This window comes from Mycobacterium sp. Aquia_213, from assembly GCF_026625985.1.
GTDB lineage: Bacteria > Actinomycetota > Actinomycetes > Mycobacteriales > Mycobacteriaceae > Mycobacterium.
Map to the genome: position 1 here is coordinate 183,176 of NZ_CP113116.1, position 13,783 is coordinate 196,958.

16 protein-coding genes and 2 tRNA genes are annotated in these 13,783 nt (G+C 66.5%); 4 read left to right on the forward strand and 14 right to left on the reverse strand.

All coding sequences use genetic code 11. From position 1 onward, the window contains the following. From LMQ14_RS00775 to LMQ14_RS00785, 3 genes are all read right to left on the reverse strand, one after another. On the reverse strand, nucleotides 1–1,086 hold the full coding sequence (locus LMQ14_RS00775; protein ID WP_267732984.1) for a hypothetical protein: 1,086 nt from the start codon (nucleotides 1,084–1,086) through the stop codon (nucleotides 1–3). A gap of 91 nt (nucleotides 1,087–1,177) precedes the next feature. Continuing rightward, nucleotides 1,178–2,416, reverse strand: coding sequence for a lipase LipE (gene lipE, locus LMQ14_RS00780; protein WP_267735722.1), 1,239 nt, complete (start codon nucleotides 2,414–2,416; stop codon nucleotides 1,178–1,180). A 55-nt stretch (nucleotides 2,417–2,471) separates the two neighbouring features. Continuing rightward, complete coding sequence (locus LMQ14_RS00785; RefSeq protein ID WP_267732985.1) at nucleotides 2,472–3,296, reverse strand: crotonase/enoyl-CoA hydratase family protein; 825 nt, start codon at nucleotides 3,294–3,296, stop codon at nucleotides 2,472–2,474. Nucleotides 3,297–3,319: 23 nt separating this feature from the next. Here LMQ14_RS00785 and LMQ14_RS00790 point away from each other — a divergent pair, with 23 nt between their 5' ends. Continuing rightward, entirely contained in the window at nucleotides 3,320–3,904 is a 585-nt protein-coding gene (locus LMQ14_RS00790; protein WP_267732986.1) for a TIGR03086 family metal-binding protein, read from the forward strand. Nucleotide 3,905: 1 nt separating this feature from the next. Here LMQ14_RS00790 and LMQ14_RS00795 read toward each other — a convergent pair whose 3' ends face one another. The 3 genes from LMQ14_RS00795 to LMQ14_RS00805 form a co-directional block, all read right to left on the reverse strand. Further along, entirely contained in the window at nucleotides 3,906–4,808 is a 903-nt protein-coding gene (locus LMQ14_RS00795; RefSeq protein ID WP_267732987.1) for a LysR family transcriptional regulator, read from the reverse strand. 73 nt (nucleotides 4,809–4,881) lie between these two features. Next, nucleotides 4,882–5,340: a DUF4334 domain-containing protein gene (locus LMQ14_RS00800; RefSeq protein ID WP_267732988.1), complete on the reverse strand. Its 459-nt coding sequence runs from the start codon at nucleotides 5,338–5,340 to the stop codon at nucleotides 4,882–4,884. Continuing rightward, nucleotides 5,337–6,410, reverse strand: a complete 1,074-nt coding sequence (locus LMQ14_RS00805) for a pyridoxal phosphate-dependent aminotransferase (protein WP_267732989.1) — start codon at nucleotides 6,408–6,410, stop codon at nucleotides 5,337–5,339. The genes LMQ14_RS00800 and LMQ14_RS00805 overlap by 4 nt, the downstream gene beginning before the upstream one ends. Before the next feature lie 89 nt (nucleotides 6,411–6,499). Here LMQ14_RS00805 and LMQ14_RS00810 point away from each other — a divergent pair. Then, nucleotides 6,500–6,588 (forward strand) — tRNA-Ser (locus tag LMQ14_RS00810). 34 nt (nucleotides 6,589–6,622) lie between these two features. Further along, nucleotides 6,623–6,695 (forward strand) — tRNA-Arg (locus LMQ14_RS00815). Here the strand turns inward: LMQ14_RS00815 and LMQ14_RS00820 are convergent. The 7 genes from LMQ14_RS00820 to LMQ14_RS00850 form a co-directional block, all read right to left on the reverse strand. Beyond that, entirely contained in the window at nucleotides 6,669–7,796 is a 1,128-nt protein-coding gene (locus LMQ14_RS00820; protein ID WP_267732990.1) for an alanine/ornithine racemase family PLP-dependent enzyme, read from the reverse strand. The genes LMQ14_RS00815 and LMQ14_RS00820 overlap by 27 nt on opposite strands. Continuing rightward, nucleotides 7,793–8,959, reverse strand: coding sequence for a DUF1611 domain-containing protein (locus tag LMQ14_RS00825; RefSeq protein ID WP_267732991.1), 1,167 nt, complete (start codon nucleotides 8,957–8,959; stop codon nucleotides 7,793–7,795). The genes LMQ14_RS00820 and LMQ14_RS00825 overlap by 4 nt, the downstream gene beginning before the upstream one ends. Nucleotides 8,960–9,110: 151 nt before the next feature. Further along, nucleotides 9,111–9,602: a hypothetical protein gene (locus LMQ14_RS00830; protein ID WP_267732992.1), complete on the reverse strand. Its 492-nt coding sequence runs from the start codon at nucleotides 9,600–9,602 to the stop codon at nucleotides 9,111–9,113. A gap of 17 nt (nucleotides 9,603–9,619) precedes the next feature. After that, a complete protein-coding gene (locus tag LMQ14_RS00835) occupies nucleotides 9,620–9,847 on the reverse strand; it encodes a hypothetical protein (RefSeq protein ID WP_267732993.1) in 228 nt (75 codons plus the stop codon). 21 nt (nucleotides 9,848–9,868) lie between these two features. Continuing rightward, a complete protein-coding gene (locus tag LMQ14_RS00840; protein WP_267732994.1) occupies nucleotides 9,869–10,348 on the reverse strand; it encodes a hypothetical protein in 480 nt (159 codons plus the stop codon). A gap of 11 nt (nucleotides 10,349–10,359) precedes the next feature. Continuing rightward, nucleotides 10,360–11,355: a phosphotransferase family protein gene (locus LMQ14_RS00845; protein ID WP_267735723.1), complete on the reverse strand. Its 996-nt coding sequence runs from the start codon at nucleotides 11,353–11,355 to the stop codon at nucleotides 10,360–10,362. A gap of 62 nt (nucleotides 11,356–11,417) precedes the next feature. Then, nucleotides 11,418–11,765 carry a nuclear transport factor 2 family protein gene (locus tag LMQ14_RS00850; RefSeq protein ID WP_267732995.1) on the reverse strand — a complete coding sequence of 116 codons (348 nt, stop codon included), beginning with the start codon at nucleotides 11,763–11,765 and terminating at the stop codon, nucleotides 11,418–11,420. A gap of 128 nt (nucleotides 11,766–11,893) precedes the next feature. On the opposite strand from LMQ14_RS00850, the gene LMQ14_RS00855 reads away from it, so the two are divergent. Continuing rightward, nucleotides 11,894–12,835 (forward strand): class I SAM-dependent methyltransferase, encoded by a 942-nt coding sequence (locus tag LMQ14_RS00855; RefSeq protein WP_267732996.1) that lies wholly within the window; start codon nucleotides 11,894–11,896, stop codon nucleotides 12,833–12,835. Here LMQ14_RS00855 and LMQ14_RS00860 read toward each other — a convergent pair. Continuing rightward, the gene (locus LMQ14_RS00860) at nucleotides 12,832–13,782 is read right to left on the reverse strand and encodes a quinone oxidoreductase family protein (RefSeq protein WP_267732997.1); all 951 of its coding nucleotides are present in this window, start codon (nucleotides 13,780–13,782) and stop codon (nucleotides 12,832–12,834) included. The genes LMQ14_RS00855 and LMQ14_RS00860 overlap by 4 nt on opposite strands. Nucleotide 13,783: the final 1 nt, after the last annotated feature.

The window sequence follows — 13,783 nt, forward strand, 5'->3', positions numbered from 1 at the left end:
TCAGCGGCGAGCCGGATCGGGCGTCTTCGTGCAGCGAAGAATGGCGCCGATTCCGTCGGCCGGGGCGATTCGCTCGTCGGTATGCACCACCGACGCGCCCGCCGAAATCGCCAATAGCGGCAATGCCTCGTCGGCCCGCAGCGTCTTGGCCGCAGCGGCGCCCTGTTCCGAGAGCATGTCGGCGTTGGGCGCGACGGTCGTCATTTCCGCGTCGGCAACCACGGTGGCGCCATCGATCTCGCCGATGATCATCGTGTCGACCGCCCCCCGACGCAGCGCCGAACAGACGGCGCCGAGGCCCTCGGCGGCCAGCCCGGAATTCCGGCCCATTTCGGCGTTGAAGCGTGCCGTCGCGTTGTCGATCAGATTGAGGCGTCGACGCAGCAGTGTTGTGTCGATGGCCCGTTGAATCTCCTCAAAGTCGTATCCACCTCGACCGACGCCGATCGGTAGCGATGTGGCGCGATCCCTCAGCCGTTCCGGGAGCTTCGCCAGCAGCTTCGCGCGCAGCTCCCCGTCGCCGACCAGGAATATCGCTTGCAAAGACCAGTTGTCGACCAGTTCGCCAACTCGGTCGGCGATCGCGTTCCGCGGCGAGGCGTCGCCCGCCGGCGGTTGCGCTGCGGCAGCGTCGGGTGCGCAATCATTGCTCGCCTCGACCGTCTCCGAGCGCCGGATGACGTCGTGGATGGTGATCAGCGCGCCCCCGGCATCGGCCACCACCAGGAGATAACTCGAGTGCTCGAACCCGTGTTCAAGAATGGGGACGATGTAGGGCAACTCGGACACACGCACGATCGGTTCGGCTGCGGCCCGAACCAGGTACTCGTTGAGCACGATGCCGGTGGCGCCCGCGATCACCGCGCGCCCGCCGCGGTGTATCGGTGGATCGAGTTCTGTGACGGCGTATTCGATGTCGGCGATGACCGAGTCGTGCGCTCCCTGCCACTTCAGTTGTTCGCGCAATGCCGGCCATTGACGACGGGCCTGAGCAGCTGCGTCATCGGCATTCTCCGTGTCCGCGAAGAACACCGAGGCGAACGGCCCCGGTGTGGCCAGCAGTGGCCGGAAGCGGTCGGATTGCATCTGTGTGTTTGCCCGGTGTGCGGTGATGCAAAACACATGCACGATTGCCCAGGCAAGTTCGATGTCGTCCGCCGGGTTCCGCTGCGCGCGCTCAGACTGTCGGGATCTGCGCCGCGATGGTGTTCATCAGCGCCGCGTAACGGCGCAGTTCCGGATCGCGGCCGGGTTTGCCGCTGCTGATCAGGCCCGCGGCCAGGCTGCGCTCGGGGTCGGCCCAGATCGCGATATTGCTCAAGCCCAGACTGCCGAAAGCGGCCGGTGCATTGCGCCCGAACGGCCCCCATCGGTTCGTGCCGAGGATGAAGCCCGTCCCCCAACGAGCCGGCATCAGCCCCACCGCGAAATCCGGGCGCAACCGCCGGGATTCGGCCACCGCGCCGCGCAGCGTTTCCGCCTGCAGGACCCGCACCCCATCGAGTTCGCCATAGCGGCGCCAAATTTCGGCGAAGCGTGACATCTCGTTGGCGGTCGACACGGTGTTCGACGACGGGATCACGGTGGTCAAGTAGAACGGTGTGTTGGTCACCGGGATCATCTCGTGCACCGTTCCGCCGATCGCCTTGCGGAATATCTGCGCGATCACCGGGGGTAAGGGCCGGCCGGTGGCGTGGCTCGGCGCGACCAGGTCGAGGTCTTGCTTGGCGACGCCGAAGTTGGTCCACCGAAAGTCCAGCGGGTCGAGGATTTCGGTGGCCAGGATCTCCCGAATATCCTTGCCGGTGGCCGTGTAGACGATCTCGCGGATCAGCGGACCCCAGGTCAGCGCGTGGTACATGTGCACCAGCCCCGGCCGGTACAGCGGCCGCAAATTGCTCAGCATCTCCTGCACGTACTCGTGATCGTCGGTGCGCTTGAGGTCCGGCAGCGGCCCGGTGGGAAACGGGAGGCCGGCGCTGTGGGTCAGCACATGCCGGATCGTGATGCGGTGCTTGCCGTGGCTGGTGAAGGTGGGCATGTATTCGCAGACCCGGTCGTCGAGGGAAAAGACGCCCCGTTCGACGAGCATGTGCACCACGGTCGCGGCGATGCTCTTGGCCGCCGAGTACACGCAGAACGGTGTGTCCGTCGTGACGGGAATCTTCTCGGCATCGGGAGCATCGGTGGGCGCGTTGCCCCAGCCGTGACCGATCGCTCGGTTGAGCACGACGCGGCCACGGTGCCGGAGGCACAGCTGGATCGCCGGGTGCATGCCCGCCTGGTACCAGCCGCGGGCGGCCAGCCAGATGCGGTCGATGGCCGCGCTGTCGATTTCCGAGTGGTCCTCGTCGCCGATCGCGGTCACCGCATCCACGTCGGTCGGGACACGGATCCTGCCGTCCGGGGTCGTCATCGCGGTTGTGTTCGCGGTCGTGTTCGCCACCCCCGCGAGGGTACGTGGCGCCCGGCTACTCCCCGGTGAACTGCGGCGGACGCTTGGCGAACGTCGCCGAGATGCCCTCGGTCAGGTCCTTGGACGGCAGGAAGGCCGCATTCCAGGCTGCGACGTAGCGCAGGCTTTCCGAGACAGCGGCGACGCGCTGCTGGTCCAGGACGTCCTTGATGCCGTGCACCGTCAACGGCGGGTTGGCGGCGATCTCCGCGGCGGTGGCATGCGCGGCGGCCAGCGCGGCCTCGGCGCCGTCAAAGACGTCGTTGACCAGGCCGATCTTCTCGGCGCGGGCGGCGTCGATGTCCTTACCGGTCAGCGCCAGCTCGCGCAGGTGGCCGTCGTTCAGGATCAGCGGCAGCCGGGCCAGGCTGCCGACGTCGGCGACGATGGCCAATCTGACCTCACGCACCGAGAACTTGGCGTCGGCGCTGGCGTAGCGGATATCGACCGCCGAGATCAGGTCGACGCCCCCGCCGATGCACCAGCCGTGCACCGACGCGATCGTCGGGGTCCGGCAGTCGGCGACCGCGGTGATCGCGCCCTGCATGCGCTTGATCTCGGCGTGGAAATGCGCACGCGGACCGGCCAGCGCGTCACCGGCCAGCAGCGGGGTGAAGGTCCCGCCCATCGCGGGCACGTCCAGGCCGTAGCTGAAGTTCTTGCCGGAACCGGTGATGACGATGGCCCGCACCTCGGGGTCGGCGTCCAGGGCCGGAAACAACTCGGGCAATTCCGACCAGAAGGCGGGCCCCATCGCGTTGCCCTTACCGGGCCCGATCAGCGTCACCTGCGCAACGTGATCTTTGATCTCGACGGTGACGGATTCGTATGTATCGCCCATGTCGAGACCGTAGCGTGGCGAATATGTCCCGTGATTTGCGACCCCGACCGGATTCTCCGCCGGCCGACGAGCTGCAGGGCGCCGAAGACACCCTCGCTGTGCTGCAGCACGTTTTGCACACCATCGCCGGCGACGACATGTCCCGGCAGACCGGCTGCTCCGACTACGACGTGACCCAGTTGACCGAGCATCTGCTGAAATCGATCACCGGCATCGGCGGCATGGCGGGTGCGGAGTTCGCGGAGCGCGAACCCAGCGATTCGGTGGAACGGCAGATCATTTGCGCGGCCCGCCCGGCGTTGGACGCTTGGCACCACCGCGGCGTGGACGGCACCGTGCTGTTCGGCAAGACCGAGATGCCGGCCACAGCGGCCTGCAGTATTTTCTCGATCGAATTCCTGGTCCACGCTTGGGATTACGCCGTCGCAGTGGGGCACGACGTCGACGCCCCGGAGCCGCTGGCCGAGTACGTGCTGGACCTGGCGCACAAGACCATCAGGCCGGAATTCCGCGGCGCCGCCGGATTCGACGACCCGGTCGACGTGCCCGCGGATGCGAGCACATTGGATCAGCTCGTCGCGTTCACCGGCCGCGACCCGGCCCGATAATTCACACGGTCGATTCGGCCGCGCTGCGGACCACCTCTCGCAACCAGCTGTGTGACGGATCCTGATCGAAGCGCGGGTGCCACACCGCGTAGAACTCGAGCTCGGTCAATTCGCGAGGCGCTGCCAGGATGCGGGTCTGTGCGGGGTCGGCGTTGTTGTGGGCAACCCGAGCCGGAACGGTCAACACGAGGTCGGTGCCCGGCAAAATGCTTGGCGCCAAAGCGAAATAGGGCATGCTGACGGCGACCCGGCGTGTGACGCCGAGCGGCTCGAGCGCCCGGTCGATCCATTGCTGGCCGATGTCGATACTCAAGTGCGGCCACCTCAGATACGTCGACAGCGAGACGGACGTCTGGTTCGCGAGCGGGTGCTCGGCAGCGACAACGCAGACGAAGCCATCGCTGAAAAGATGTTGACTGCAATACCTTTCGGGTGCGACCCGGCCGTAGATCGCCAGGTCCAGCGTCCCCGCGTCGAGCTTGTCGAATGCTTGCTCGTCGAGAACTTCGCAACTCACCGTCGAATTGGGTGATTCGGCCAGGATCGTGCGCACCAGCGCCGGGCCGAACGTAGCGATGGTGTAGTCGCTGACAGCGAGGCGAAAGGACTGCGCGGCCGTGGCCGGGTCGAAGGTCTCGGTCGCAAACAGTTGCTCCAAATGCGTTACGGCGGTGCTCAGTTGGTCACGCAGACGCGCGGCGCGCGGGGTCAGCGAGTAGCCGTCGGGTCCGCGCACCAAGAGCTCGTCTTCGAAGTGTCGACGCAGCCGTTGCAGCGCCCGGCTCATCGCGGGCTGGCTCAACCGGACCCGGTCGGCCGCACGCGAGACATGTTGTTCCTCCAGTAGCGCCACCAGCGGCGGCAACAGATTGAGGTCCACCTGATCGATATGCGTAGTGCGCATTCATGTCATGCTAACGATTCGTTTCGCAAATAGCAGCAGTCCGCCTGCCGGGCGCACAGCCAAATTCCGCGGCCTACACCCGCTCGAGATAGAAGTAGTAGTAGCGGCCGTTGTCCAGCACGCCCTTGCCGTTCATGATGCCCATCACGGCGTCGTCGTCGATCTTCTTGAAGTGGTCGTGCACGGGCTGCCCGTCGTAAACCATTGTGGCGGTGACCTCGCCGCGGAAGTCTTCCAGCCAGAGGCTCGCCTCGCCCTTGCCCATCTCCTTGTTGGAGAACTTGTTTCCGTCGGCGTCGAGGCAGACCAACGGCTGCGCGTCGCCGGGCGACGTGAAGGTCTTGCCGAACCAGCCGACCTTCTCCAGCTGGCCGTTCATCCTGTGGCCGGTGAGGAACTCGCCCCCCTTCCACTCGCCGATCATCTCGTCGATGGTCGCGGGCGGCAGGCTCGCCCAGTAGTCGTCGAGTTCGGCATCGGTAATAGCGTCGCGTTCCTTGAACTCGGTGAAGTGCTTGCGGGCCAGGCTCATTCGTCAACCTCCGGGTGGGTGATCCAGTCGCGGGCAAACGCCAGCAGCGCATCGTTTTCTTTCGGCGCACCGATCGAGACGCGCACCCCGTCGTCGCCGTATGGCCGAACCACGATCCCCGCGTCGGCAGCCCGCGCGACGAAATTGCGGGTGCGCGGCCCCAGCGGCAACCAGACGAAGTTCGCCTGCGACGGCGGCAGGGTGTATCCGGCATCCCGCAACTGCGCGCTCACCCGAACACGGTCGGCGACCAGGGCGTCGGTGCGGGCCAACAATTCGTCGGCGGCGTCCAGCGACGCGATCGCGGCGGCCTGCGAGATGTTCGTCACCGAGAACGGCACGAACACCTGGTCCAAAGCGGTGATCAGGTCCGGGTGGCCGACCGCGTAGCCTACGCGCAGGCCCGCCAGACCGTATGCCTTCGAAAAGGTGCGCAGCACAACGATGTTGCGGCGGGCGCGGACCAGGCCCAGGCTGTCGGGCAGCATCTCGTCGCGGATGTATTCGACGTAGGCCTCGTCGATCGCGACCACGATGTGCGGCGGAACCGCCTCGACGAAGCGGGTCAGTGCGTCCGGGTCGACGACGGTCGAGGTCGGGTTGTTGGGATTGCAGACGAAGATCAGCCGGGTGCGTTCGGTGATCGCGGCGAGCATCGCGGAGAGGTCGAAGGTGTGGTCGGTCAGCGGCACCTGGATTGCCGCGGCGCCGGCCACCTGGACCAGCGGTGGATACAGCTCGAAGCTGCGCCAGCCGAAGATCACCTCGTCGCCGGCCGACGCGGTGATCTGGACCAGCTGCTGGCACAGGCTGACCGAGCCGGCGCCGACGGCGATGTGCTCGGGGTCGAAACCCGGGCCGACATGCTTGGCGAGTGCCGCTTTGAGTTGCACGCAGCCGTTGTCGGGATAGCGGTTGACGATGTCGGTCGCATGTTCGATGGCGGCACGGACACTGGGCAGCGGGCCGAACACGGTCTCGTTGCTGGCCAGTTTCATCGAACCCGGCACGGTCTTACCAGGAACATAAACTGGCAGCCCGGCCAGCTCCGGCCGTAGGCGGGCAGTCATTTCGACAGCATATGTCCCGGCTGTGTACGCTATGCCTCCGGCGGTTCAGGGACGCCCGCGCTGTGTCGGGTACCCTCAGGAAGTCCAAGGGAGGCGTGCCAGAGCGGCCGAATGGGACTCACTGCTAATGAGTTGTCCCCCTTAAAGGGGACCGGAGGTTCAAATCCTCTCGCCTCCGCTGAAGTCCTTTCGAGGACACAACTGAAGTACCGGCGCCCGTAGCTCAACGGATAGAGCATCTGACTACGGATCAGAAGGTTAGGGGTTCGAATCCCTTCGGGCGCGCTCAGCTGATATCGGTGTCGGTGCCTCGGGTGCGACGCAACGGCCAAGGTGTTCGATCTTGGTGACGAAGGGCGATGTCATCGCCCGCACGAGTGCGCCGTAAGCGACACCGAAGTCGATCTCGTCGCCCACTGCGACAACGTGATCGCCGAGGTCGATCACCAGGTGGTCGCTGCTCATCCCGAGGATCGTGATGCCCTCGGGTGGCTGCAGACCGTCCGGGTCCACGTCCTGGCGACCGAGGGCCAGAATTGCTTGGTGCACCGTCCCGCTGCCGTTGCGGGCTGGTGCCACCCCGAAGGCGGCCTGGGCCCGATCTCCCCAGGGTTGAGCCGGTTTCATGGCCACCTCGATGACCTCGGCGGTCAAGGTGAAGGCGTCCGTGTGCAGGCCAGGGATCGGTGTCCGGTAGAGCGGATCGACGCCGAGAAGGATGGCTTCGCCGAGTCGGAGTTCGTCGATCCGGCCGACGTCCTGGGTGTGCAGAGCCCAGCTCAAGTTCGCCGAGTTGCCGCCCGAGACGACGTCGAGCGAAATCCCGTGCAGCGCCTCGATGTCGTCCGCGAGCCTGGTGAGGATGCCCATGTTTCGGTCGTCGGGCACGACACCGCTCTGACAAGCGAGGTTGGCCCCCAGCCCGGCGAGCCGGAGCGAGGAGTGACCGAGGACGGCCCGCACGGCCGCGGGTGCGTCGTCGAGCGCGATGCCCTCGCGCAGGTCGCCCAGCTCGACCATGAGCACGACGGCGTGCATCCGCTTCTGCTCGAATGCGGCCTGATCGAGCGCCGCCAGCACGACGGCCTCGGTGTTCAGACTGACGTCGGCGACGTCGACGACCTGTGTCACTTGGCTGAGCATGGGGGAGCGGATCAACGTGCGCAGCGGTGGTCGGTCGAGTCCGGACAACCGGGCGAGGTTCGGCACCCGGGAATCGCCGAGGCCGCAGGCGCCGCCGCGCAGCATCGCCGCGCCGACCCCCGGCGAGCCGAGGGCGGCCTTGGTGATCCCGGTGACCCGTATCCCCGTTGCGGCAAGCCGGTCGACCAGGACGCGGGTGTTCTGTTCGACCTTGTCGAGATCGGTCTCGAGCCGAAGCGTCACACCGGGGTGGTCGCCTTGGCCACTGCCGCGAGCGCGGGGAAGGCCGTCAGCACCATGTCGACCAGCTCCGACGCGGGGCGGGTCAGGGGGTCGGTGACCGGCAGGCCGAGCTGGCAATGATGTTCGGAGATCGCGTTACTCAGCTCGTCGTCGGTCATCTCTTCGTGGTTGATCGTGATGCCGATGACGCGGGTGTCGGCGAACGCCTCGATCAGTGCGATCTCGCTGGCCGCGGTCGGCATCGCAACCATCGGGAAGTCGCCGAGCATCTTGCGTTTCGGCGCGTGCTGCACGATCACGCCGGCCGGGCGGCTGCCACGCAGGATGTGAGCCGACGTGATGTATGCGGGGTGACTGAGCGCGCCCTGGCCCTCGACCACGATCACGTCTGGGTCCTCACCCTCGAACGCGGCGACGACCTGATTCTCGACCTCGCCGGAGCAGAACTGGGGGACCAGGGCATCGAGCGCGACGCCGTACTTCCCGCCCTGGATCAAGGTGGTCTGACCGGTGCCGACCATGACTGCCTTGATGCCGTGCGCGTTCAGCGCCTGAACCAACAAGGTGGCGGTGGTGCGCTTCCCGATCGCCCCGTCCGTACCCAGGACCGCAATCCTGGGGCAGGTGACATCGAAGATCCGGCCAGAGAACAGGTGCAGGTCGCGCTTGGCCTTCGGTCGGCGTACATCGGTGATGGTGACGCCGGCGATCACGGCTGCCGCCGCGAATTCGGCGTCGTCGTTGAGGAATTCGTGCAGTCCGTTAATGATGTGCATCCCGCGGGCGATGCCGTCGAGCAGCACGACCCGCTGCTCGTCTGAGAGTAGGCCGTCGGCAGGTGCCAGCCCACAGATCAGGTAGTCAGGAACGCGGCCGGCCTCAGAGATGCAGTCGGCGAGCGAGGCCAGCACCGGGATGCCGTTCTCGGTGCCGTCGAGGAGTTTTCCGGCGTCGACACCGGCCCGGCTGCTGTCGATGACACTGAGGATCTCGTACTTCTCCGAGTGGCGGACCAGGCCGTTGGCGGTCTTACCGTCCTGCTCGCCGAATACGTCCTCGCAGTAGACGACGGCGGTGGAACCGGCAGGAAGTGCGAAGTGAGCTGACGGAAGGATCTGTTCGGACGCATCGAGAGACGGGGTACTGCTGGCGAGCGAAGGCATAAAATCCTCTGAGAAGTCTCAGAAGGCGACGGGATCGTGGCGGGGCGGTGCGCCCAACGTTCAACGAGTCATCCCTGAGCGCCGGCAAGATTACCGGCGTGTTAACTGTACCCGATCGGCACCGCCGGCCCAGCTGGGAATTGTCAGCCCGTCACTCCGGCGCCTTTTCGGTGAGGTTGACGACCTCGGATTCCGCCAGCTTGTCGCCGCTGTCAGCGCCGCGCGCTTCTACCTTCCATTCGCCGTAGGTGATGCCGTTGCCGTCCAACCACCCCCGGCACGCCTGAGTTAACTCTCGCCCGCTGTCCAGTTCGCGGCGGGTATAGGGGTCGTGGTCGTACTCCGTCCAGGTGCCGCCGTCGCGGCGCATCAGTGCGTGCGTCACCAGCAGGTGCGTCCGGCACAGCGCGGCGCGATCGTTGGCACTCCCTGGGTTCGTCGGGAAATATCCACCGCAGACTCCGCAGGTCCGCATCACGTGGTCAGGCTCTTCGTCGGCCGCTATCGGCGTGAACCCCAGCGCGTCGGACGAGAATTCGAGGTCGTCTTCCGTGCTCATCAGCAGCTCCTCGAGCCGGTGCTTCGGGATTTTGACCTTACCCCGGTCACGCGCCGCGGCCGCTGCGGTAATCCGTTGTTTCACAGCACGTTAACGGCCGGCTAGGAATCGCTTCCGGGGTGCTCGTCGGCGTCGCTGTCGGTCGACTTACCCGGCATGGGCCCAACCGTGGCGATCATCGGGATTTTCAGCGTCTTACCGCCGGCGATCGGCAGGTGGATCGCGACGAACACGATCTTGAGCTCCACGCTCACTTGCCGCAAGGGCTGCTCGTACAGGTCAAAGCGCATTTCTCGTAACCGCGCCAGGCCGCGCTCGAGCCGACTCATGTCTTTGACCCTACCGATCCACTATGGGCGTGGATCGAACGGCCGGCGCGTCGGCACTGTCACCGTCTGGGTGACCGTGCTGGTCTCCGTGCTCGGCGACAGCGTGACGGTGCTTGTACTCGGCGGGACCGTCGTCGTGGGAGTGTCTGTGGTCGACGGCGGGGCCGTCTCGGTCACGGTCTGGGTCGGTGCGGGGCCGCCGCCCGGTGGCCGGTGCCGAGTGGGCTCCGCGGCCGTGGTGCTCACCGTCGTAGTGGCGGACGGCGTGGGCGTCGTCGTGGTGGTCGGGCTCGGGGCCGGCGAACCGCTCACCAGCGTGACGATCGCGTAGATCGCCAGGCCGAGCACGATCACCCCGACGGCGCCGGCCGCGACCAGCGCGAGCGGGCGTCGGTACCACGGGGTCGGGGGCTCCGGCTCGGGTGCGGGGTCGTATCCGCCGTATCGCGCCGCCATCGTCGGCTCGGAGTAGTAGTCGGGTTCCTCGGGGTAGGGAGGCACGTCAGGAAATGCTAGCGGGTGCCGATCTGGGTCAGCGCCCGCTCGAACAGGTGAACCGTGGCCGCGTGCAGTTGATCGCCGACTTCTTTCTCGGCTTTGCCGGCACACGCCCGGGCCAGCGTGCCCTCGATGACGATGCCCAGCTTGAAACAGGCGAGCACGGTGTACCAGGTGATGTGCGACAAGTCGCGGGTGGTATTGGCGGCATAGCGCTCGAACAGTTCGTCGGTGCTGGCCAATCCGTCCTGACCGCCCAGCGCATGGCTGAACACACTGGCTCCGTCCGGCTGGCGCCAGGTGGCCAGCAGCCAACCCAGATCCAGCAGCGGATCACCGATCGTGCACATCTCCCAGTCGACGATCGCGACCACGTCGGGCCCGGTGCGGGAGAACATCACGTTGGCGGCGTGGTAGTCGCCGTGCATGATGCCGGGTGTCCAGGTCGGCGGCCGGTGACGTTCCAGCCAGGACGACACTTCCTCGATGCCGGGGATGTCGGGCCCGGGGTAGCCGTCGTACTCGCTGTAGGAGTCCAGCTCCGAAAGCCAGCGCGGCACCTGGCGTTCCAGGAAGCCCTCCGGCTTGCCGAAATCGGCGAGACCCACCGCGACGTGGTCGATGGCACCCAGCTTCGCCAGCGCGTCGGCCATCGACAGGCCCATGCCGTGTCGCACGCCGGCATCGCCGGCGTGCAGCGGCAGCAGTCCCTCGCCGGCGTTGAACCCGTCGACCGGGTCCATCAGGTAGAAGACGGCGTCGCCAAGCACGCTCGTGTCGTCGCAGGCCGCGATCAGGTGTGGGTGCGGCACATCGGAACCAGCCAGCGCCGCAAGCACTTTGGTTTCCCGCAGGATCACGCTGTTGCTACGCGGACGCAGGTGTCGTGGCCCGCGCCGCAACACATAGGCCCGACCGGACCTAGTGAACCGCAGCATCACGTTCTGCGTCCCACCCGTGACGGCTGAGACGTCTTCGAGTGGTCCGTCGCCCAGCCCCTGCTCAGACATCCACTCCGCGACCGCGTTCAAGTCCACGTGCTCCACGTGGTGTGAACCTACTCTGCGGGCACTCAGCCCTTGGGTTTCGGTGTGTAGCGGACGGTCTGCGCGCGGATCACGCCGTCGCGGAAGACGAAGGTGTCGACGCCGTCGTCGACCCGGTTGATCGCCGAGTCGGCGGCCCACTCGAGGAACAAGACGTCGCCGTCGAAGAACTGGGTCTTCAGGTCCCAGGCGGCGTCCGGCAGATCCGCGAGCAAGGTGGTGAACACCTTCCGGATGCCGTCCTTGCCGCGCGCGACGCCGGAGGGGCTGATCAGCACGGAATCCTCTGCGTAGTCGGCGACGATCGCGTCGAGGTCGCCCGCGCCAAGTGCCTGCCCGTGGTGAGCGAAGACTTCCTCTGGCGTACGTGTCATCGCGGCGCTCCTTACCTGTGGGCCCTCTGTGAAGACAGCGTAAGGCACCCTTCGCGCGTGCCAAGGGGCGTCAGCGGCTGGAAGAATAGTGAACGCAACCGACTATCTCCGGTGAAAGAGGATTGGCCATGCCGCGTACCGACAATGATTCCTGGGACATCACTCAGAGCGTGGGGTCCACCGCGCTCGGTGTTGCGGCGGCCCGCGCCGCGGAGACCGAGAGCGAGAATCCGCTCATCAACGACCCGTTCGCGCGCGTCTTCGTCGACGCCGCGGGGGAGGGGATGTGGAGCATCTACGCCGATCCTGCGCTGTTGGCCAAGGCGGTCGACCTCGAGCCCGACGTGCGCGCGCGGATACAGCTGATGGTCGACTTCATGGCGACCCGCACGGCGTTCTTCGACGAGTTCTTTCTCGGTGCGGCCGACGCCGGTGTCCGGCAGGTGGTGATTCTGGCGTCGGGTCTGGACGCTCGCTCGTGGCGGCTGCCGTGGCCGGACGGCACGGTGGTGTACGAACTCGACCAGCCCAAGGTGCTGGACTTCAAGACGGCCACGCTGCGCGATCACGGCGCGAATCCCACCGCAGAGCTGGTGACCATACCGATCGATCTGCGCCAGGACTGGCCAAAGGCATTGCAGGAAGCTGGTTTTGATGCATCGAAACCGAGCGTGTGGTCCGCGGAGGGGTTGGTGCGTTACCTGCCGTCACAAGCTCAGGACTTGTTGTTCGAGCGCATGCATTCGCTCAGTGCGCCGGGCAGTTGGCTGGCGTCCAACGTTCCGAGCCAAGGCTTTACCGACCCCGATCGGGTACGGCGGCAGCGTGAAGACATGCAGCGCATGCGCGCCGCGGTCGCCAAGTTGGTCGACACCGAGATCACCGATGTCGATGACCTCTGGTACGCCGAGGAGCGCACCCCGGTCGACGAATGGCTGCGCGAACGCGGCTGGGAGGTGGCGGCGGCAACCTTCCCCGAGTTGATGGCTCGCTACAACCGCAGCGTGCCGGACGGTGCCGATGACGCCATGCCGCCCACCCTGTACGTGTCCGCGCAGCGACGCCACTAGGGAGCGATGACGATTCGCTGATCGGCGTCGGTGTCGTTCCAAGCTGCTTCGACGTCGGCGAGCCGCACGACGCGGGCATCGAGTTCGAAACCGCCACTGCTGATTTCGGCCGCAATGGCGGGAAGCTCGGCCAGAATGTCGCGGGTCGGGACCGAACCCTGTCCGCTGCCCACGATCTGCAGGCGCACGGCACGCAATGCCGCGGAGAAGATCTCGGCCGAAGGGCCCGCGACCGAGCCGATTTCGATCCAGGTGAGTGGCTTTCCGCGATCGGTGCGGTGGGTGGCGATACCGGCCATCACCTGGGCCGTGATCGGACCCCACAGATAGTCGATCACCACATCGACGTCGCGTGCGGCCCGCGCGAGATCGTCTATCGCTGAGGCATTGTCGAGCCGAACGACGGTGTCGGCGCCGAGCTCGGGCAGGGCTGCGAGCCGGCGCGCGTCGCGACCGGCGCCGATGACATGACCGGCGCCAAAGTGTTTGGCGACCTGCACGGCCATCCGGCCCGAGCTGCCGGTCGCGCCCAGAATAAGCACCGTTTGCCCGGGCCCGAAGTCGATGCGGCGGCGCAGGGCAAGCCAGGAGGACATCACGGGGTTCATCGCCGCGGCCACCAGGATGGGATCGGTGCCATCCGGTAATACGATGCTGCGGCGCTGGTCGATGACGGTCTGTTCGGCCATCGCGCCCAGCGCGGTATCGGGCACCACGAAGTAGCGGATCGTGCCGTCGGGTGCGCGTCCCACTCCGTCGATGCCGGGGACCAGGGGTAACGCCCCGGTGCTGGTGTAATGCGAGCCGTCAGCCTGGGACCGAACGCGCGGATGTAGGCCGGACGCGATCACGTCGACCACGATCTCGTCGGCGGTTTGTGGAGTGGGACTCGGGAACTCGCGATAGGCGGGAGGTCTGTCGAATGCTGTGACGACGGCTGCATGCATG